At 60.4% G+C, this 21096-nt stretch carries 16 protein-coding genes and 3 tRNA genes; 18 read left to right on the forward strand and 1 reads right to left on the reverse strand.

All coding sequences use genetic code 11. The features are described from left to right. Window positions 1–59 precede the first annotated feature (59 nt). From PspS49_RS10065 to PspS49_RS10150, 18 genes are all read left to right on the forward strand, one after another. The gene (locus PspS49_RS10065) at window positions 60–1070 is read left to right on the forward strand and encodes an aspartate-semialdehyde dehydrogenase (RefSeq protein WP_160039048.1); all 1011 of its coding nucleotides are present in this window, start codon (window positions 60–62) and stop codon (window positions 1068–1070) included. A 208-nt stretch (window positions 1071–1278) separates the two neighbouring features. Beyond that, window positions 1279–3933 (forward strand): FimV/HubP family polar landmark protein, encoded by a 2655-nt coding sequence (locus PspS49_RS10070; protein WP_127926580.1) that lies wholly within the window; start codon window positions 1279–1281, stop codon window positions 3931–3933. A 269-nt stretch (window positions 3934–4202) separates the two neighbouring features. Next, window positions 4203–5027 carry a tRNA pseudouridine(38-40) synthase TruA gene (gene truA, locus PspS49_RS10075; protein WP_034152768.1) on the forward strand — a complete coding sequence of 275 codons (825 nt, stop codon included), beginning with the start codon at window positions 4203–4205 and terminating at the stop codon, window positions 5025–5027. Window positions 5028–5092: 65 nt separating this feature from the next. Beyond that, on the forward strand, window positions 5093–5719 hold the full coding sequence (locus tag PspS49_RS10080) for a phosphoribosylanthranilate isomerase (RefSeq protein WP_160039050.1): 627 nt from the start codon (window positions 5093–5095) through the stop codon (window positions 5717–5719). Window positions 5720–5923: 204 nt separating this feature from the next. Further along, a complete protein-coding gene (gene accD / locus PspS49_RS10085) occupies window positions 5924–6844 on the forward strand; it encodes an acetyl-CoA carboxylase, carboxyltransferase subunit beta (protein WP_016984535.1) in 921 nt (306 codons plus the stop codon). Continuing rightward, the gene (gene folC / locus PspS49_RS10090; protein WP_160039052.1) at window positions 6841–8148 is read left to right on the forward strand and encodes a bifunctional tetrahydrofolate synthase/dihydrofolate synthase; all 1308 of its coding nucleotides are present in this window, start codon (window positions 6841–6843) and stop codon (window positions 8146–8148) included. Before accD ends, folC begins: the two co-directional genes overlap by 4 nt. Continuing rightward, window positions 8132–8782 (forward strand): SPOR domain-containing protein, encoded by a 651-nt coding sequence (locus PspS49_RS10095; RefSeq protein WP_127926583.1) that lies wholly within the window; start codon window positions 8132–8134, stop codon window positions 8780–8782. The genes folC and PspS49_RS10095 overlap by 17 nt, the downstream gene beginning before the upstream one ends. 98 nt (window positions 8783–8880) lie before the next feature. Next, entirely contained in the window at window positions 8881–9441 is a 561-nt protein-coding gene (locus PspS49_RS10100) for a CvpA family protein (protein ID WP_007913461.1), read from the forward strand. 41 nt (window positions 9442–9482) lie between these two features. After that, a complete protein-coding gene (gene purF / locus PspS49_RS10105) occupies window positions 9483–10988 on the forward strand; it encodes an amidophosphoribosyltransferase (protein WP_007913462.1) in 1506 nt (501 codons plus the stop codon). Window positions 10989–11061: 73 nt separating this feature from the next. Beyond that, a complete protein-coding gene (locus PspS49_RS10110) occupies window positions 11062–12273 on the forward strand; it encodes an O-succinylhomoserine sulfhydrylase (RefSeq protein WP_122609029.1) in 1212 nt (403 codons plus the stop codon). Beyond that, window positions 12270–13046, forward strand: a complete 777-nt coding sequence (locus tag PspS49_RS10115) for an SDR family oxidoreductase (protein ID WP_077571931.1) — start codon at window positions 12270–12272, stop codon at window positions 13044–13046. The genes PspS49_RS10110 and PspS49_RS10115 overlap by 4 nt, the downstream gene beginning before the upstream one ends. Before the next feature lie 217 nt (window positions 13047–13263). Continuing rightward, window positions 13264–13339: transfer RNA gene (locus PspS49_RS10120), tRNA-Val, on the forward strand. Between the two features lie 55 nt (window positions 13340–13394). Then, window positions 13395–13471 (forward strand) — tRNA-Asp (locus PspS49_RS10125). 94 nt (window positions 13472–13565) lie between these two features. Next, a tRNA-Asp gene (locus PspS49_RS10130) sits at window positions 13566–13642 on the forward strand. A gap of 490 nt (window positions 13643–14132) precedes the next feature. Then, on the forward strand, window positions 14133–16964 hold the full coding sequence (locus PspS49_RS10135; RefSeq protein ID WP_127926586.1) for a xanthine dehydrogenase family protein molybdopterin-binding subunit: 2832 nt from the start codon (window positions 14133–14135) through the stop codon (window positions 16962–16964). Continuing rightward, window positions 16957–17496 carry a (2Fe-2S)-binding protein gene (locus PspS49_RS10140; RefSeq protein WP_122609025.1) on the forward strand — a complete coding sequence of 180 codons (540 nt, stop codon included), beginning with the start codon at window positions 16957–16959 and terminating at the stop codon, window positions 17494–17496. The genes PspS49_RS10135 and PspS49_RS10140 overlap by 8 nt, the downstream gene beginning before the upstream one ends. 2 nt (window positions 17497–17498) lie before the next feature. After that, complete coding sequence (locus PspS49_RS10145; RefSeq protein WP_127926587.1) at window positions 17499–18734, forward strand: cytochrome c; 1236 nt, start codon at window positions 17499–17501, stop codon at window positions 18732–18734. Window position 18735: 1 nt separating this feature from the next. Next, window positions 18736–19707 carry an XdhC family protein gene (locus PspS49_RS10150; protein ID WP_160039054.1) on the forward strand — a complete coding sequence of 324 codons (972 nt, stop codon included), beginning with the start codon at window positions 18736–18738 and terminating at the stop codon, window positions 19705–19707. 47 nt (window positions 19708–19754) lie between these two features. Here the strand turns inward: PspS49_RS10150 and PspS49_RS10155 are convergent, their stop codons facing one another. Continuing rightward, entirely contained in the window at window positions 19755–21038 is a 1284-nt protein-coding gene (locus tag PspS49_RS10155; protein ID WP_160039056.1) for an FAD-binding oxidoreductase, read from the reverse strand. Window positions 21039–21096 lie beyond the last annotated feature (58 nt).

A 21096-nucleotide genomic window follows, 5' to 3' on the forward strand; every position in this document is an offset into this window, starting at 1 on the left:
CCTGTGCGCCAGTCACCCGGTAAAGTGCCGCTCCCCCCGTTTCGCCAGAGGCTCGCACCATGACCCAGACCCTAGATATTGCCGTGATCGGCGCCACCGGTACTGTCGGCGAAACCCTCGTACAGATTCTCGAAGAACGCGACTTCCCGGTCGGCAACCTGCATCTGCTGGCCAGCAGCGAATCTGCCGGCAGCTCGGTGCTGTTCCGCAACAAGAACGTGCGCGTTCGCGAAGTCGACGAGTTCGATTTCAGCAAGGTCAAACTGGTGTTCTTCGCTGCTGGCCCGGCGATCACTTTGAGCTACGCTGCGCGCGCTCATGCCGCCGGTTGCTCGCTGATCGACCTGTCCGGCGCCTTGCCGGCCGATCAGGCGCCGCAAGTGGTGCCGGAAGCCAATGCCAAAGTGCTCGCCGCTTTGAAAGCACCGTTCCAGGTCAGCAGCCCAAGTCCGTCGGCTACTTCGCTGGCCGTGGTATTGGCGCCGCTGCTCGATCTCATTGACCTGCAATATGTCAACGTCACCGCCAATCTGGCTGTTTCCGCGCAGGGTCGTGAAGCTGTGACCGAGCTGGCGCGGCAGACCGCCGAGCTGTTGAACATGCGCCCATTGGAGCCGACTTTCTTCGACCGGCAGATGGCCTTCAACCTGCTGGCCCAGGTCGGCACGCCTGACGCGCAGGGCCACACGCTGCTGGAAAAACGCCTGGTGCGCGAGTTGCGTCAGGTGCTGGCCAAGCCTTTATTAAAGATTTCCGCAACTTGCGTTCAAGCCCCGGTGTTTTTTGGCGATAGCTTTAGCGTGACCTTGCAGTCAACGTCGGCTGTCGACCTGGCAAAAGTCAACGCTGCACTCGAAGATGCGCCGGGTATCGAGTTGGTCGAGGCCGGCGATTATCCGACAGCGGTCGGTGACGCGGTGGGGCAGGACGTTGTCTATGTCGGTCGCGTGCGCAGCGGTGTCGACGACCCGGCGGAACTAAATCTGTGGCTGACGTCAGATAACGTACGCAAAGGCGCGGCCCTTAACGCTGTGCAGGTGGCTGAGTTGTTGATAAAAGACCTGCTGTAAAAGATACTTGGCAACAATTTGTCGACTGATTCTAGGTGAGCGCTATGCTTGCCCAGATTGCTTGATAACGTGTCACCCTCCGGGACATTCCGGGGCATCAAAGAAATGATCGCGCGCGACATCTGTCGTCGTCGCGCGCAATGCCTTACGGCAGCGGTATTCAACATCTTCTCGCTGGCCGAGGAACGTTCAAACAAAGGATGAGGCTATGGTTCAAGTTCGCAAACTGGTGTTAGCAATAGCGGCCGCCTCGGCGCTGTCCTCCGGTATGGCGCATGCCCTCGGGCTCGGGGAGCTGACCCTGAAGTCGACCCTGAACCAGCCGCTGGTGGCTGAAATCGAGCTGCTCGACGTCAAGGATCTCACCGCTGCCGAAGTGGTGCCGAGCCTGGCTTCCCCTGAAGATTTCACCAAGGCCGGCGTCGATCGTCAGGCCTTCCTCAATGACCTGACCTTCACTCCGGTACTCAACGCCAGTGGCAAAAGCGTGCTGCGCGTAACGTCGAGCAAGCCGCTGTCGGAGCCGATGGTCAAATTCCTCGTGCAGGTGATGTGGCCGAACGGCCGTTTGCTGCGCGATTACAGTGTGCTGCTGGATCCATCGAAGTTCTCGCCAGAGACCGCTGACGCCGCCGCACAACCGGCGCCGTCGCAGACCATCACCGCACCGACCACTGGCGCCACGCACCCGACGCAATACACCACCACGCCGCGCGATACCCTCTGGGAAATCGCCGCGAAGGCGCGCAACGGTGGTTCGGTGCAGCAGACCATGCTGGCGATTCAAGCGTTGAACCCTGATGCGTTCATCGGCGGCAACATCAACCGTTTGAAAACTGGCCAGGTACTGCGCCTGCCGGATGCGGTGCAGAGCACGGCGTTGCCACAGTCCAAGGCCATTGCCGAAGTCGCGGCGCAGAACGAGGCCTGGCGCTCGGGCCGTCGTTATGTGGCGAAGCCGGGCACCGGTCAGCAGCAACTCGATGCGACCAACCGTGGTCGTGGCAATACCGGTGCAGCACAGAACGCCCAGGACAATCTGAGTCTGGTCTCCGCTGAAAGCGCCAAGGCGCGCGGCAAAGGCCCGGCGGGTGACGCCAAGGCGCTGAGTAACAAGCTTGCGGTCACTCAGGAAAGCCTCGACACGACCCGTCGTGATAACGAGGAACTGAAAAGCCGCATGTCCGATCTGCAAAGCCAGATGGACAAGCTGCAAAAACTCATCGAGCTTAAGAACAATCAACTGGCGAAGCTGCAGGCCGAAGGCGCGGGCGCTGCGCCGGCCGCGAACGGCGCAGTCGCACCAGTTCCGGCGATCACTGCTGAGCTGGCTGCCACACCGCCGGCTACTCCTGCAGAAGCAGCGCCGACACCAGAGTCTGCCATTGCGCCACCCGCCGAGACGCCGGTTGAGCCTGTGGTCGAACCGGTTGTCGAAACCACGCCTGCCGCCGATGATGAAAAGACCTTCAACGAACTGCTGACCAACCCGATCCTGCTGGGGCTGATTGGTGGTGGCGCCGTCGTTCTGCTGCTTCTGCTGTTGCTGCTGGCGCGTCGCCGCAAAGCCCAGCAAGAGGCCGAGAAACATCTGCGCATGGCCCGCGCCCTGTCGGAAGAGCAAGAGTTCTCCGCCGAGCAGGATCTGCCGGAAAGCAGCTTCGAAGGTCTGGAAACCCCGGCGGCGAGCGTCAAGCTCAACACCCCGGCGCCTGCTCCTGCTCCAGTCGTGGCTCCGGTAGTGGCGCCGATCGTGATGGCTGAGCCGATCGCCGCGCCGCTGGTGGCACCGGCCGCCGAACGTTCCGATGACGTGCTCGACAAGGCGCAATCGCACATCAACGCCGGTCGCCTGAATCAGGCTGCCGCGTTGCTGGAAGAAGGCGTCAGCCTGGAGCCGCAGCGCAGTGATCTGCGTCTGAAGCTGATGGAAGTCTACGGTCAGCAGGGCGATCGCGATGCGTTCGTCGGTCAAGAGCGTCAGCTGGTGGCCAATGGTGACAACTTCGCCAAGGTCGAAGAGCTGAAAAGCCGCTTCCCGGCCATGGCCGTGGTCGCGGCTTCGGGTCTGGCCGCTGCTGCGGTGGCCGCCGAGCTGGACGCGCAATACGTCAAGGATCTGCTGCTGGACGAGCCAGAAGCACCTGCGCCAGCGCCGGCTGAAGATGACCTGGACAGCGCGTTTGATCTGAGCCTGGACGATCTCGATAACATCACCCCGGTAGAGCCTGCGCCCGTGGTTGAGCCGGAAGCGCCGGTCGAGCTGGACGAATTCCCGTCCGACGATGACCTGAGCTTCGAATCGGTGCTGCAACAGCAGACCGATATCAAAGAGAATCTGGATGACCTGTCGGACTTCGACCTTGATCTGGACCTCGGTGCCGAGCCGGCGGCTCCGGCAGTTGACCTGGCGGACGATGACTTCCTGCTGGATCTGGACGAAGGCGTGAAGGATCTGCCGCCGGTCGAGGCACCGGTGGTGGCTGACGTGCCACAGGATGATCTGGAGCTGCCGGCCGACTTCGATCTGTCGCTGGCCGACGAAATGGACAGCAATCCTGCGGCCGAACCTGATGCGTTCGCTACCGAACTGGATGATGTCAACGCCGAGCTGGATCGCCTGTCGCAAAGCCTGGCCGAGCCGACCTTCACCGAAGCCGATGCCATGAAGGGTGATGATCTTGGCGAAGACGATTTCGACTTCCTCGCCGGCACCGACGAAGCGGCGACCAAGCTTGATCTGGCTCAGGCCTACATCGACATGGGCGACAGCGACGGTGCGCGCGACATCCTCAACGAAGTGTTGACCGAGGGTGACGAGAAACAGCGTGGCGAGGCCAAGGACATGCTTTCGAGCTTGTAGTAAGTCCAGCGGTAAACGAAAGCGGCAGCCCATTGAGGCTGCCGTTTTTGTTTGGGCCGGATTCAGTGGTGTCTGAAGGATTGCTATCGCGAGCAGGCTCGCTCCCACCTTTGGAATGCGTTCCCCTGTAGGAGTGAGCCTGCTCGCGATAGGGCCAGAACTGCCAATAGAGAGTTCTGGCATCCCTGAACCACAGCCTTATAATGCCCGCCTTTGCACAAACAGCAGGCTGTCCCACATTGGCAAACATAGATAACCCGGTCGCCGAAATGGCCCCCGACGGCTTTTACCGCGTCGCGCTGGGCGTTGAGTACAAAGGCTCGCGCTACAGCGGCTGGCAGCGTCAATTGACGGGTGTGGCGACGGTGCAGGAAGAACTCGAAAAAGCCCTGTCGAAAGTCGCCAATTCGCCGGTTTCGCTGCAGTGCGCCGGGCGCACCGACGCCGGCGTGCATGCCTGCGGACAAGTGGTGCATTTCGATACGACGGTCGATCGTTCGCTGAAGGCCTGGGTCATGGGCGCCAATATCAATCTGCCGCATGACATCAGCGTCAGTTGGGCGCGGGTGATGCCGGCGCATTTTCACGCGCGGTTCAAAGCCATCGCGCGGCGTTATCGCTATGTGATCTACAACGATCAGATCCGCCCGGCGCATCTCAACGAAGAAATCACCTGGAACCACCGCCCGCTGGACGTCGAGCGCATGGCCGAGGCCGCACAGTACTTGATCGGCACTCACGATTTCAGTGCTTTTCGTGCCGGCCAATGCCAGGCCAAGTCGCCGATCAAGAAGATGCATCATCTGCGCGTGACCCGGCACGGCAAGATGATCGTGCTCGACATCCGCGCCAATGCGTTCCTGCATCACATGGTGCGCAATATCGCTGGCGTGCTGATGACCATCGGTGCCGGCGAGCGCCCGGTGGAATGGATGAAAGAAGTTCTTGAAAGCCGCGAGCGCCGTTCCGGCGGTGTCACGGCGCATCCGTACGGCTTGTATCTGGTGCAGGTCGAGTACCACGATGAATTCCCGTTGCCCGAGCGTTTTATCGGGCCACATTTCCTTACGGGTTTCTCCGAACTTGACGGCTGACGCCCTCGAACGCTTTTGTTACCATCCGGGACTTTCCCGGATTTTGCCTCGGAGTTTTTCTCGAAATGTCAGCCGTTCGCAGCAAGATCTGCGGGATTACCCGCATAGAAGATGCGCTGGCCGCCGTTGAGGCCGGGGCGGATGCGGTCGGGTTTGTGTTCTACGCAAAGAGTCCACGTGCTGTCACCGTGCAGCAGGCGCGGGCGATTATTCAGGCATTGCCGCCGTTCGTAACCACCGTGGGCCTGTTCGTCAACGCCAGTCGCTGCGAGTTGGGGGAAATCCTCGATGCCGTGCCGCTGGATCTGTTGCAGTTCCATGGCGATGAAGTCGCTGAAGATTGTGAAGGCTGGCATCGTCCGTACATCAAGGCGTTGCGGGTCAAGGCCGGCGATGACATTGCGGCAGCGGTTGATGCCTACCCGAGTGCCAGCGGCGTGCTGCTCGACACTTATGTCGAAGGTGTGCCCGGCGGAACCGGTGAGGCGTTCGACTGGTCATTGATTCCGCAGGTTTTGAGCAAACCGTTGATTCTCGCGGGTGGTTTGACGCCGGAGAACGTCGCAGATGCCGTGGCTCGGGTAAAACCCTATGCGGTAGACGTCAGTGGTGGAGTAGAGGCAAGCAAGGGTATCAAGGATCACGCAAAGGTTCGGGCGTTCATCGACGCTGTACGCAAAGCGCCATATTGATGTGACGGCTGGCAGTCTGCCGCCGTCCATCAATGCACTTGCACAAAGCAGGCGCGGCTGAGGGTTTCTGGATCGCACGCAGGTCATGTTTCGCGCTGACCGTGGCTGTCCATCAACCATCGCCACACACATGAATTTAGCTGAAGGGCATACGCGGGGCTGCGAACCAGAGCGTTCGGGCCGCCGGTACTGGAGAAAGAAAGCATGAGCAACTGGTTAGTAGACAAACTGATCCCTTCGATCATGCGTTCCGAGGTCAAGAAGAGCTCGGTCCCTGAAGGTCTGTGGCACAAATGCCCGTCTTGCGAGGCGGTGCTGTATCGTCCGGAGCTGGAAAAGACCCTGGACGTTTGCCCTAAATGCAACCACCACATGCGCATCGGCGCACGTGCACGCATCGACATCTTCCTCGATGCTGAAGGTCGCAACGAACTGGGCGCCGATCTGGAGCCGGTTGACCGTCTGAAATTCCGCGACGGCAAGAAGTACAAGGATCGCCTGACCGCTGCACAGAAGCAGACCGGCGAAAAAGACGCGTTGATCTCCGTCAGCGGCACCTTGCTGGGCATGCCGGTGGTGGTTTCGGCGTTCGAATTCAGCTTCATGGGCGGTTCCATGGGCGCCATCGTCGGTGAGCGCTTCGTACGCGCGGCCAACTACGCCCTGGAAAACCGCTGCCCGATGATCTGCTTCGCCGCTTCCGGCGGTGCGCGCATGCAGGAAGCGCTGATCTCGTTGATGCAGATGGCCAAGACCTCGGCAGTGCTGGCACGCCTGCGTGAAGAAGGCATTCCATTCATCTCCGTACTGACCGATCCGGTCTACGGCGGTGTTTCCGCGAGTCTGGCGATGCTCGGCGACGTCATCGTCGGTGAGCCGAAAGCCCTGATCGGCTTCGCCGGTCCGCGTGTTATCGAGCAAACCGTGCGTGAAAAGCTGCCGGAAGGCTTCCAGCGCAGCGAATTCCTGCTGGAGCACGGTGCAATCGACATGATCATCCACCGTCAGGAACTGCGCCCGCGTCTGGGTAACCTGCTGGCACAAATGACTGGCAAGCCGACGCCGAAATTCGTCGCCGCGCCAATCGAGCCGATTGTGGTTCCACCGGTACCTGCTGGCCTATGACCGAGCGCACCCTTGGCGAATGGCTCGCCTACCTTGAGCAGTTGCATCCGTCGGCCATCGACATGGGCCTGGAACGTTCGCAACAGGTAGCGTCCCGCATGGGGCTGGGCCAGCCGGCGCCTCGGGTGATCACGGTCACCGGCACCAACGGCAAGGGTTCGACCTGCGCTTTCGTGGCTTCATTGCTGCGGGCGCAGGGCCTGAGCGTTGGTGTCTACAATTCTCCGCACCTGCTGCGTTACAACGAGCGGGTGCAGCTCAATGGCCTCGAAGCCACTGACGCGCAGCTGTGCGAAGCCTTTGCAGCAGTCGAGGCCGGGCGCGGCGACACTTCCCTGACTTACTTCGAAATGGGCACCCTTGCGGCGTTCTGGCTGTTTCAGCAGGCCGGGCTCGATGCGGTGGTGCTGGAAGTCGGGCTGGGCGGGCGTTTGGACACGGTCAATGTGGTCGATGCCGATATTGCGCTGGTCACCAGCATCGGCGTCGATCACGCCGATTATCTGGGCGACACCCGCGAATCCGTGGCTTTCGAGAAAGCCGGAATTTTCCGTCAGGGCAAACCTGCCTTGTGCGGCGATCTGAATCCTCCGCAACCGTTGCTCGACAAGGCGCGTGAACTGGCCTGTCCGTTCTTCCTGCGTGGGCGTTACTTCGATCTCGGCATCAATGATCAGCACTGGCAGTGGCGCGGTACCGATGCGCAAGGGCAGGCTGTCGAATTGCGTGATTTGCCGCTGCTCGATCTGCCGATGGAAAACGCCGCGTTGGCGTTGCAGGCGTACTTGCTGCTCGGTTTGCCGTGGAATGCGCAGCAGATTGTGGCGGCGTTGCAGGCGACTCGTGTGGTCGGTCGACTGGATCGCCGCTCGTTCGAGTGGAACGGCAAGCGTCTGAACCTGTTGCTGGATGTCGGGCATAACCCGCATGCCGCCGAGTATCTGGCCCGTCGTCTGGCCTCGCGCCCACCGGTCGGCAAGCGTCTGGCGGTATTTGGTTTGCTGTCGGACAAGGATCTGGATGGTGTTGTCAGCGAATTGAATGCTAGTGTCCAGCACTGGGCTGTGGCGCCGCTGGATTCACCGCGCGCGCGCCCTGTGGCTGAGTTGCACGCGGCATTGCAGAACCTTGGTGCCGCTGTCACGTCTTACGACAGTGTCGCGGCCGCACTGGAAGGGCAGTGCGCAGTCGCTACCAGCGACGACGAGATTCTGTTGTTCGGATCATTTTATTGTGTCGCCGAGGCCCTCGAATGGCTGTCCCGGCGCTCCACGGAGGAAGCGGCAAATGGCTTTGCTGGATAAAGCGTACAAGCAGCGCATGGTTGGCGCTTTGGTGCTGGTTGCGCTGGCGGTGATTTTCCTGCCGATGCTGTTTTCCCGTCAGGATGAGCAGCGTCAGGTGACGGTCGAGGCGCCTGCCGCTCCGCAAGCGCCTGTCGTGCCGCAAGTGCAAATGGAAACCGTGGCTGTTCCCGAGCCGCAAGCCTTGCCGCAAGAGCCAGTGCCAACGGATGAAGAGGTCGCCGAAGACACGGCGCCTGCTGCGCCCGTCGCACCGGCACCAACGGCTCCCATCATGATCACCAAGCCTGTTGCGCCGCCCGCGGTGGCCAAGCCGATTCCTGCGCCAGCCCAGCCGATTACCTCTGCATCGAGTAAGCCCGACACCACGCAAAGCCGCGTCGATGCCAACGGTCTGTCGGTGAGCTGGTCGGTGCAACTGGCCAGTCTGTCGAGTCGCGCCAGTGCCGAGAGTCTGCAGAAAACCCTGCGCAGCCAAGGCTATAACGCCTATATCCGTTCGGCCGATGGCAAAAATCGGGTTTTTGTCGGTCCGCTGATCGAGCGTGCCGAAGCCGATCGTCTGCGTGATCTGTTGGGTCGTCAGCAGAACCTCAAGGGTTTTGTTGTGCGCTTCCAGCCTGAGCGCGGTTAAAAACTATCGCCTCGATTGAAATGCACTGACAATCGCAGCTTACCGAGAGGCATGCGCTCTGCTAAAATGCGCCGCCTTATCCGTCTGTAGGCTGCACTGTGCCATTTACCTGGGTTGACTGGGCGATCGTTGCAATCATCGCCATCTCCGCTTTGATCAGTTTGAGCCGCGGCTTCGTCAAGGAAGCATTATCGCTGGTGACCTGGATCATCGCAGGAGTCGTCGCCTGGATGTTCGGTGGCTCATTGTCCGAGTACCTCGCCGGATACATCGAAACCCCATCGGCTCGCGTGATCGCGGGCTGTGCCATCATGTTTGTCGCCACACTGATCGTGGGCGCAATGATCAATTATCTTATCGGCGAGTTGGTTCGCGTCACCGGGTTGTCCGGGACCGATCGATTCCTCGGCATGGCCTTCGGCGCAGCGCGTGGCGTGTTGCTGGTGGTCGTGGCGGTCGGGCTGTTGAGCCTGGGGCCGGTACAGCAGGACGGGTGGTGGAAAGAATCACAGCTCGTACCAAAATTTCTATTGGTCGCTGATTGGTCCAAAAACCTGATTCTCGGGTGGAGCAGTCAGTGGCTTGCCAGCGGAATCAGCGTACCCGCTGATATTCCGTTCAAGGAGCAACTCTTGCCGTCGGCGAAAACGCCTCAGTGAGTGTTGTTCAGTTCAGATCCATTAAGTAGGGGTTGCGTCGCATGTGTGGCATCGTCGGTATCGTCGGTAAGTCGAACGTCAATCAGGCGCTGTATGACGCGCTAACCGTGCTCCAGCACCGCGGCCAGGACGCTGCCGGTATCGTGACCAGCCATGATGGCCGGTTGTTCCTGCGCAAGGACAATGGCCTGGTGCGTGACGTGTTTCAACAGCGTCACATGCAGCGTCTGGTCGGCCACATGGGTATCGGCCACGTCCGTTACCCGACCGCGGGCAGCTCGACTTCGGCCGAAGCCCAGCCGTTTTACGTCAACTCGCCTTACGGCATTACTCTGGCGCACAACGGTAACCTGACCAACGTTGAGCAGTTGGCCAAAGAGATCTACGAATCCGACCTGCGTCACGTTAACACCAGTTCCGACTCGGAAGTGCTGCTGAACGTGTTCGCTCACGAGCTGGCCCAGCGCGGCAAGCTGCAGCCGACCGAAGAAGATGTGTTTGCCGCCGTGACCGACGTGCACAACCGTTGCGTTGGCGGTTACGCCGTTGTGGCCATGGTCACCGGTTATGGCATCGTCGGCTTCCGTGATCCGCACGGCATCCGTCCGATCGTGTTCGGCCAGCGTCACACCGACGAAGGCGTCGAGTACATGATCGCGTCCGAAAGCGTTTCGCTGGACGTGCTCGGTTTCACCCTGATTCGCGATCTGGCGCCGGGCGAAGCGGTCTACATCACTGAAGACGGCAAGCTGCACACCCGTCAGTGCGCGACCAATCCGTCCCTGACCCCGTGCATCTTCGAACACGTCTACCTGGCGCGTCCGGATTCGATCATCGACGGCGTGTCGGTCTACAAGGCCCGTCTGCGCATGGGTGAGAAGCTCGCCGAGAAGATCCTGCGCGAGCGTCCAGAGCACGACATCGACGTGGTGATCCCGATTCCGGACACCAGCCGTACCGCGGCACTGGAGCTGGCCAACCACCTGGGCGTGAAATTCCGCGAAGGTTTCGTCAAGAACCGTTACATCGGCCGTACCTTCATCATGCCGGGCCAGGCGGCGCGCAAGAAGTCGGTGCGTCAGAAGCTCAACGCCATCGAGCTGGAATTCCGCGGCAAGAACGTGATGCTGGTCGATGACTCGATCGTGCGCGGCACCACGTGCAAGCAGATCATCCAGATGGCCCGCGAAGCCGGCGCGAAAAACGTCTACTTCTGCTCGGCAGCCCCAGCGGTGCGCTTCCCGAACGTGTATGGCATCGACATGCCAAGCGCCCACGAACTGATCGCGCACAACCGTTCGACTCAGGACGTGGCGGATCTGATCGGCGCTGACTGGCTGATCTATCAGGACCTGCCTGACTTGATCGAAGCGGTCGGTGGCGGCAAGATCAAGATCGAGAACTTCGATTGCGCTGTGTTCGACGGCAAGTACGTCACCGGCGACGTCGACGAGGCGTACCTGAACAAGATCGAACAGGCGCGTAACGACTCCTCGAAGATCAAGACCCAAGCGGTCAGTGCGATCATCGATCTGTACAACAACTGAGTTGTCACCGGCCCTGAGGGGCCGGTTTTGTATCTGACTTTCAATTTTCGCGAACAGGGCAAGGAGTGACAGCATGAGTCAGGAATGGGATGCCGGTCGGCTGGACAGCGACCTTGAAGGCGTAGCGTTCGATACCCTGGCCGTACGTGCCGGTCAGCACCGTACGCCGGAAGGCGAGCACGGTGATCCGATGTTCTTCACCTCCAGCTACGTGTTCCGCACCGCTGCCGACGCAGCCGCGCGGTTTGCCGGTGAAGTGCCGGGCAACGTTTACTCGCGTTACACCAACCCGACCGTGCGCGCGTTCGAAGAGCGTATTGCCGCGCTGGAAAGCGCCGAGCAAGCCGTTGCGACTGCAACCGGCATGGCTGCGATCATGGCGGTGGTGATGAGTCTGTGCAGCGCCGGCGATCACGTGCTGGTTTCGCGCAGTGTGTTCGGTTCGACCATCAGCCTGTTCGAGAAGTACTTCAAGCGTTTCGGTGTGGAAGTCGATTATGTGCCTTTGGCTGACCTGTCAGCCTGGGATGCGGCGATCAAACCGAACACCAAACTGCTCTTCGTCGAATCGCCATCCAACCCTCTGGCTGAGCTGGTCGACATCGCCGCACTGGCGGAAATCGCTCACGCCAAAGGCGCGATGCTGGTAGTCGACAACTGCTTCTGCACCCCGGCGTTGCAACAGCCGCTGAAAATGGGTGCGGACATCGTCGTGCACTCGGCGACCAAGTTCATCGACGGCCAGGGCCGTTGCATGGGCGGTGTGGTAGCCGGTCGCAGCGAACAGATGAAAGAGATCGTCGGCTTCCTGCGCACCGCCGGGCCGACCTTGAGCCCCTTCAATGCGTGGATCTTCCTCAAAGGCCTGGAAACCCTGAACCTGCGGATGAAGGCCCACTGCGCCAACGCGCAGGAGCTGGCCGAATGGCTTGAGCAGCAGGACGGCATCGAGAAGGTGCATTACGCCGGTCTGAAGAGCCATCCGCAGCACGAACTGGCCCAGCGTCAGCAGAAGGGCTTCGGCGCGGTCGTAAGCTTTGAAGTCAAGGGCGGCAAAGAGGGCGCCTGGCGCTTTATCGATGCCACCCGGTTGATTTCGATCACTGCCAACCTCGGTGACAGCAAAACCACCATCACGCACCCGAGCACTACGTCTCACGGCCGTCTGGCGCCGCAGGAGCGGGAAGCGGCGGGCATTCGTGACAGTCTGATTCGCATCGCGGTCGGTCTGGAAGATGTCGCGGATCTGCAAGCCGATCTGGCGCGCGGTCTGGCAGCGTTGTGATCGAATTGTCGACCCCGAAAGCCGGTACCCATGGCCGCGTTGCGCTGGTCACGGGGGCCGCGCGCGGTATCGGTCTGGGGATTGCGGCGTGGCTGATCAGCGAAGGCTGGCAAGTGGTGCTGACGGATCTGGATCGTGCGCGCGGTTCGAAAGTGGCGAAGGTGCTGGGCGAAAACGCCTGGTTCATCGCGATGGATGTTGCCGATGAGGGCCAGGTAGCACTCGGCGTTGCCGAAGTGCTGGGGCAGTTTGGTCGTCTCGATGCGCTGGTGTGCAACGCGGCGGTGGCTGACCCGCACAACATCACCCTGGAAAGTCTCGATCTGGCTTATTGGAATCGCGTGCTGGCGGTGAATCTCAGCGGACCGATGCTGTTGGCCAAGCACTGTGCGCCTTATCTGCGCGCGCACAACGGTTCGATCGTCAATCTGGCCTCGACCCGAGCGCGGCAGTCGGAGGCGGACTCTGAGGCCTATGCGGCGAGCAAGGGTGGCTTGCTGGCGCTGACGCATGCGCTGGCGATCAGCCTGGGGCCGGAGATTCGCGTCAACGCGGTCAGTCCGGGCTGGATCGATGCGCGCGATCCATCTGCGCGTCGAGCCGAGCCTTTGGCCGATGCCGATCATGCTCAGCATCCAGCGGGCAGGGTAGGGACAGTTGAAGACGTCGCGGCCATGGTTGCCTGGTTGCTGTCGAGGAATGCCGGGTTTGTCACCGGGCAGGAATTCGTCGTCGATGGCGGTATGACGAAAAAGATGATCTATAGCGAGTAGATCGCCTTTTTCTTCTGAATTTGCGTTGAATGAACTGACGCCTTCGCGAGCAGGCTCGCTCCCACATTTGGAATGCATACCCCCTGTGGGAGCGGGCTCGCTCGCGAAAGCGGTTTTGCAGGATGGAAACAATTTCGTCTTTTTTAGAAAAACTTCAATCCTGCTATTGACTTAGGTTCGCTACCTGCGTAAATTTCGCGGCCTCGGAGATGCAAACGGGTGATTAGCTCAGCTGGGAGAGCGTCTGCCTTACAAGCAGAATGTCGGCGGTTCGATCCCGTCATCACCCACCACTCCCGAGATACTTGCGTAAGCAAGAGCGTAGGCTGAAAGTGCCTGCACCGACGCGCAGCGGTAGTTCAGTCGGTTAGAATACCGGCCTGTCACGCCGGGGGTCGCGGGTTCGAGTCCCGTCCGCTGCGCCATATTTTACGAGTCAGACGTTGTCTGGTTCGCGATTGCAAAGCACCGAAGCTTGCAGTCAAAACGAGTTACTTGAGCGCAAGCTCAAAGCGATACGCAGCGGTAGTTCAGTCGGTTAGAATACCGGCCTGTCACGCCGGGGGTCGCGGGTTCGAGTCCCGTCCGCTGCGCCATATCTGCTTCAAGGACCACTGAACGCCTTGACGCACCGAAAGCAACCTTTGGTTGATTCGGAATCGATAGCAAAGACCCTGGTCGAAAGACCGGGGTTTTTTGTGTCTGAAATTTGGCTACTCTCTTTCCTCTCTCCTGAATCCAGCGCAAATCCCTGTGGGAGCGAGCTTGCTCGCGAAGGCGTCGCCACATTCAAAATTTGCATCGGCTGGAACAACGCTTTCGCGAGCAAGCTCGCTCCCACATGGGTATGCCCAGTTATCTCTGCGGTCTAGATGCGGTCTCACGTCGCATTGATTTTTTGATTCTTTAGTCAAATTTTTGTAACTGGTTGTTTGCTGCGAGCGCAGAAACCTTTAAAGTTAACCTTTCGGTCAGCTTTGCACTGTCAACACGCCCTTTGTTTCGCCAAAGAGGGCTTCTGCAAGACTCGAGATTCCCCAGTAGATAACCAGAAGGGCGGACACATAACCGCCCAGAGGATGATCCATGTCCAACCGTGATATATCCCGGCGCTCGTTCCTCCAGGGCGGGCTGGTGGCGGGTGTGAGCGTCACGCTCACGCCGCTCAGCAGTCAGGCGCTGGCTGCCTTGATGGAAAACAGCGTCACCGTGCCGTCCGAGAAATGGCTCGGCAATAACGGTAAGGCGCGTCAGCGTAACGACGCACTGTCCAAGGTCTGCGGCAGCAAAGTCTTTGCCCGCGACATCCGTTCCAAGGACATGCCGGGCTGGCCCGAGCAGCAAGGCCACGCCATGCTGCTGAAAACCATCAAGGCTGACCGCATCTACGCCGGTTACGACCTGTCGTGGCTCGGCGCCGATTTGCAGCCGGACCGCATCGTCACCGCCGCGGATCTGGACAAGGACGGCATCGTCTTTCCGGAAGAGCACGCGCCGGACCCACTGCTGCCGGAAGGCAAGGTGCCGATGTTCATCGGTCATCCTGTGGCGATCCTGATCTGGAACGACTTCGAGCGTTTCCGTCAGGCCAAGAACAAACTCAAATTCAATGACAAGGCGATTCGTTACGGTGCCCAAGTGCCGTTCTACGAAGGCGACCCCTATGGCAGCTTCCGCTACGTACGTGTGGGCGGCGCGACCTCGGCAGACGAAGATGAGTTCGCCAGCCTCAAGGACTCGATCCTGTTCCCGATGCTGAAAAACCGTCGTCCGGTGTGGAATTCCCAGCCGAACCTGCACGGCAACCTGACCGAGCGCGGCCTGTTCTACGCCGATCGCATGAAGAAAGAGATCGATACACCGCCGAACAACTGGCTGGTGTTCGACGAGCGCTACAAAACCCCGTCGATCGAGCCGGCCGCGATGGAGCCGGACAACGGCAACGGCTGGTACGACCCGAAAACCAAAACCCTGCACTTCGTGGTGGCCACCCAGTGCCCGTTGGAAGCGGCGACCGAGACCGCGAAAATGATCGCGCCGTCGCGCTTCGGCCTCGACAACCTGAACATGCACCCGGGTTATACCGTGGGCTACGGCTCCAAAGACCACAACATCTTCGTTTACTACGCAGCCCTTGCTGCGTTGTATGGCGCCGGCGTGCCAGTGCGTCTGGCCAACGACCGCTACGAACAATTTCAGAGCGGCATCAAGCGTCACCCGTTCGACATTCGCTACCAACTGGCGGTGGACAAGAACGACTACACCTTCAAAATTTTCCGCGCGGAAATGAGCGTCGACGGTGGTGGTCGCATCAACTACAGCCCATCTGTAGCGGCGGTTGGCGCCACGGCCGCGCAGTCGATCTACTACATGCCGCAGAACGATCTGCAAGTCACCGCCTACCACTCGCGTGGCGTTGAGGCCGGTTCGATGCGCGGTTACGGCACCCTGCAAAGCATGGCGGCGACCGAGATGATGGTCGACGAAATCGCCAATCGCCTCGGTGTCGATGCCATCGACTTGCGTCGCAAAAATGCCCTGCGTTCGGGCATGAAAAACACCCAGGGCGCGATTCCGGCCGGTGCTCTGCGCTTGCATGAAATTCTCGACAAGGCCTCGGTGCACGAAGTCTGGAAAAACCGCGACGCGATCAAGAAGCAACGCGAAGCCGCAGACCCGGATAACTGGTACGGCGTCGGTTTCGCCATCTGCCAGAAAGACTTCGGCACCGGCTCCGAAGCGCCGATGGCCAGCATCGAATTCACCGCCGACGGTCGCATCACCCTGCGCCACATCGGCATCGAAATCGGTACCGGCATGTCCACCTCGCAAGCTCTGGTCGTGGCCGATTTCCTCGGCAGCCCGGCGCACGAAGTGAAGACCGGTGAAACCGAATGGAAGGAAATGCAGCTGATCACCAGCGGCAACCCTTACATCATGAGCCAGACCGAGCAGGACAACCTGCTGCGCAACCCGCGTTGGGTCGGCAAGTTGGCTTCGGCCTCGTCGGCGACCAACTCGGCTTACTACTTCAGCCACGCCACCCGTGAAGCGGCGCGCGTGCTGTTCAACAACGGTTTGTGGCCGGCGGCCATGGAAATCTGGCGTCAGGGTCCTTACGGCGGTCAAGCCAACCCTTACGTTGTACGTCGCGAAGATGCGCACTGGGTTGACGGCAAACTCACCGCCAACGGCATGCAGCCGTTGAGCTTCGAAGAGCTGGCCAAACACGCTCACGAGCGTGGCCTGGTGACCGGCGCCACCGTTCATGCGTTCAACCGCTGGAGCTGGGCTGAAGCCGAATACAGCATCGACGGTGTGCGCGAGCGTCTGCCGCTCGATGGTCTCGCCGTGAAATACGGTGACGGCGCGCCGAAAGCGAAGAAAGCGTTGATGACCACGTCCGGTTTCCACCTGTTGGATCGCCAGAACATCAATTACCCGGTTGTCCAGTTGAACAACGCTGCGGTGACTTACTACAGCCCGGTCGCCACGTTGGTCGAACTGAAGGTCAACAAAGGTTCGGCAGAAGTCGAAGTGCTCAATCACCACTCGTGGGTCGAGTGCGGTCGTGTGCTCGTCGAGGAACTGGTCAAGGGCCAGCTCGAAGGCGGTATCGCCATGGGCATCGGCCACGCCTTGATGGAAGAGATGCCGCTGTATGAAGGCGGGCCGGGGGAGGGTGACTGGAACTTCAACCGTTACCGTCTGCCGATGGCGCGTCACGTTGCCGTGTGGAAGCAGACTGCGGAGATTCTGCCGCCGCTGTCGCCAAGCGATCCGTCGAAAGGCATCGCCGAAGTGGTGATGATCCCGATTGTCGGTGCCATCGGTAACGCCGTGGCGCACGCCATCGGTAAACGTGTTCGCGATCTGCCAATCACTGCTGCGCGCATCAAGGAGGCCCTCAATGGCTAACCGTCCGCTTCAACTGACCCTCAATGGTCAATCCGTCGGCCCGGTGGACATCCCTGATGACCTGCCGATGATCGACTACCTGCACGAATACAAAAACCTCACCGGTTCGCGTCTGGGCTGTGGCCAAGGCATCTGCCACGCCTGCGTGGTGATCGTCGATAACCCGGACGGCACCAGTGAAGAAGTACGCACCTGCATCACTGGCGCGCATTATTTCGAGGGCAAGAAAGTCCGCACCATCGAATCGCACGCCAAGCGCGACGAGGCGGGCCAGGTCACCGAGCTGAACCCGATCCAGCAGCGCTTTGTCGACGAGTTCGCTTTCCAGTGCAGCTACTGCGCGCCGGGCTTCGTCAACGCCGCGACCGTGCTGGTTGAAAAGCTGCAACGCCAGCCGACCGTACAAAGCAAGCTCGAACAAGTCATCGAGGACAGCCTCGGCCACCACGTCTGCCGTTGCACCGGGTACGTGCGTTATTACAACGCCACCCGCAACGTGCTGACGGATCTCGGCCTGGTCAAGGAGGGTTAAGCATGAAGCTTTTTCTGACCCGCCTGACCCTGGCGGTCGGCCTCGCTGCGCCGGTGTTGTTTGCCCATGCCGATGATCAGGTCAAGCGCGGCGAGTATCTCGCTCGAGCCGCTGACTGCATGGCCTGCCACACGGCAGCGGGCGGCGCACCATTTGCTGGTGGCCTGCCGATTGTGTCGCCGTTCGGCACGATCTACGGCACCAACATTACGCCGAGCAAGGAGCACGGCATCGGTCTGTACAACGATGACGAGTTCTTCGCTGCACTGACTGAAGGCAAGCGTCGCGATGGCGCGAACCTGTATCCGGCGATGCCGTACACCTCGTATCACTTGATGCCGCGTGCAGATTCGGATGCGATTCATGCGTACCTGAAAACCATCGAGCCGATCGAGCGCGCAGCTCCGGTCACCAGCCTGAGCTTTCCGTTCAACGTACGTCCGGGCCTGATTGGCTGGAACATGATGTACGGCAAAGCGCTGAAGCTGGAGCCGGCCGAAGGCAAAAGCGAAGCCTGGAAGCGTGGCCAGTACATGGTCGAAGTGCTCGGTCACTGCGGCGAATGCCACACTCCGCGCGGTCTGCCGGGTGCGATGCAACTGGACAAGCGCCTCACGGGCGGCATCCTCAATGGTTATCTGGCGCCGAGCCTGCTGGCCACGGATCTGGCCGCTCGCGGCTGGAACGAGCAGGATCTGGGCACGTTCCTCAAGCACGGCATGAGTGCGCAGGGGACGATGTTCAACGAGATGTTCCCAGTGTTCCATAACAGCACCCAAGGCCTGAGCGATACGGATCTGGCGGCGATGGCGACGTTCCTGCTCGGCGACAAACCGCCGGCAGCCAAAGCGCTGGTTGAAGTGCCGGTAGAGAAACTCAGCGCCAGTGCCCAGCGCGGCCAGCAGGAATACCTGAACGTCTGCGCCGGTTGTCATGCGGTCGGTGGCGAAGGCAAGCCGCACATTGCGGTGGCGATGCGCGGCAACACCACGTTGCGTCTGGAAGACCCGCGCAACCTGTTGCGGGTGATCGAGGATGGTATCGGCGAGCAGAAGTTCTCCGGTTTCGAGCACATGCAACCGATGCCGGGTTTCGCCGACAAGCTCAAGCCTGAGCAACTGACCGACCTGCTCAACTACTTGCGTCAAGGTTGGGGAGGTCAGTCGGCTGAACTGGCGGTGAGCGACGTGCAGAAACTGCAAGCCGACGCACCGTCCATCGAGCACAAGGCGCACTGACATGCAGCATCTCGATCTACAAGTGGTGCGGCGAGCGCTGGAGTGGTCGGTGGCGGGGCAGCGTATCTGGCTCTGCACCGTGCTGACCACCTACGGTTCGGCACCGCGTGCGCCGGGTTCGCTGCTGGCGGTGAATGACGGCGGACAGTGGGTCGGCTCGCTGTCGGGTGGCTGCGTTGAAGAGGATTTTCTCGAACGCGTTGCCGAGGGGGCGTTTCTCGATGCAGTCAATGTCGTGCGTTACGGCGAAGGCGACGATCCGCGCTCGCGGGTCAGTCTGCCCTGTGGCGGCATTCTCGATGTGCTGGTAGAGAAATTTGACGCTGGCTGCGAGGTGCAGGCGCATCTGCGCGAATTGGAGTCGGCGCTGCTTGGTCAGCGTCGCTTGATTCGCGAGGTTGATCTGGCCAGTGGTGCGCGCACTCTGTTCGCTGATCGCGAGCAGGGTGCGCGGATCGAGCGCGAGATTGATCGGGTGCGGATTCGCGTTGGCGCGGCGCAGCGTTTGTTGCTCGCCGGCTATTCCAGCGTGGCGCAGGCGTGTGCCGAATTTGCCGTCGGCCTCGGGTTTGAAGTGATTCTCTGTGATCCTCGCGATGAAGTGCTGGAAGGCGTGGTGCTGGGTGGCGTTGAGATTCGTCGGCAATTGCCGTCGGTGTTTATTGCTGACGGTGGTTGTCATCGTGATACGGCGGTCGTCGCGCTGACGCATGATCCTCGTATCGACGATCTGGCAATGATGGAGGCGGTGCGCACAGAAGCGTTCTACATTGGCGTAATGGGGTCGCTGCAAACATCGCAGAAGCGCTTTGAGCGTTTGCGGCGGATTGGTGGTTTGGGAGAGAGGGAGTTGGCGCGGATTCATGCGCCGATTGGTCTTAACCTCGGCAGCAAGACGCCGGCGGAAATCGCCCTGGCTGTGCTGGCGGATATCCTGCGCATCCGTAGCGGGATTGCTCGGGATCAGCTCTGAAACCGTTCAGTGTTGAATAAAAAGGGCCGCTGTTCAGCGGCCCTTTTTTACATCCCGAATTTGTCGCGTAAGCCGTAATACCAAGCGCCCAAGGCAGCAAACGGCGTGCGTAACAGTTGCCCGCCGGGGAACGGATAGTGCGGTAAATCGGCAAACGCATCAAAGCGTTCGGCCTGACCGCGCAACGCTTCGGCGAGGACTTTTCCTGCCAAATGCGTGTAGGTCACGCCATGGCCGCTGCAGCCTTGCGAGTAATAAATGTTGTCGCCCAGGCGCCCAACCTGTGGCAAGCGCGACAGGGTCAGCAGGAAATTTCCGGTCCAGGCGTAGTCAATCTTCACATCCTTGAGCTGGGGGAACGCCTTGAGCATTTTCGGGCGGATGATCGCCTCGATGTTCGCCGGATCACGTGCGCCATACACCACGCCGCCGCCGAAGATCAGGCGCTTGTCGCCGGTCAGTCGGTAGTAGTCGAGCAGGTAGTTGCAGTCTTCAACGCAGTAGTCCTGCGGCAGCAGCGCTTTCGCCAGCTCGTCTCCCAGCGGTTCGGTGGTGATCACTTGCGTGCCGCATGGCATCGATTTGGCCGCCAGTTCCGGTACCAGGTTGCCGAGATAGGCATTGCCGGCGACGATGATGAACTTGGCCCTGACCTTGCCTTGCGGCGTATGCACCACCGGATTGGCACCGCGCTCGATGCGCACGGCGGGTGACTGTTCATAGATAGTACCGCCGAGGGATTCAATCGCAGCCGCTTCGCCGAGCGCGAGGTTCAGCGGATGAATATGCCCGCCGCTCATGTCGAGCATGCCACCGACGTATTGATCGCATGCCACCACTTCGCGAATACGGCGTTGGTCGAGCAATTCGAGTTGTGTATGGCCGAAGCGCTCCCAGAGGCGTTTCTGCGATTCCAGATGGCCCATCTGCTTGGCGGTAAGGGCTGCGAATACGCCGCCGTCCTTCAGATCGCACTGGATGTTGTACTTGGCCACGCGCTCGCGAATGATCCTGCCGCCTTCGAACGCCATCTGCCCGAGCAGTTGCGCCTGCTTCGGGCCAACGCTGCGCTCGATCACGTCGATGTCGCGGCTATAGCTGTTAACGATCTGCCCGCCATTGCGCCCCGAAGCGCCGAAACCGACCTTGGCCGCTTCCAGCACGGTGACGCGAAAACCGTTTTCCAGCAGAAACAGGGCAGAGGACAATCCGGTATACCCGGCGCCGATCACACAGACGTCCGTCTCCACATCATCCTGCAAGGCAGGGCGGGGCGGTACTGCATTGGCCGACGCAGCGTAATAAGACTCTGGGTAAGGGGTGTTCGCCATCCTGCAGCCTCTGTTTAATATATTTTACGAGTGCGTCGATCCTACCCGAGTTGAAAAA

The sequence above is a fragment of the Pseudomonas sp. S49 genome, assembly GCF_009866785.1.
Taxonomy (GTDB): domain Bacteria; phylum Pseudomonadota; class Gammaproteobacteria; order Pseudomonadales; family Pseudomonadaceae; genus Aquipseudomonas.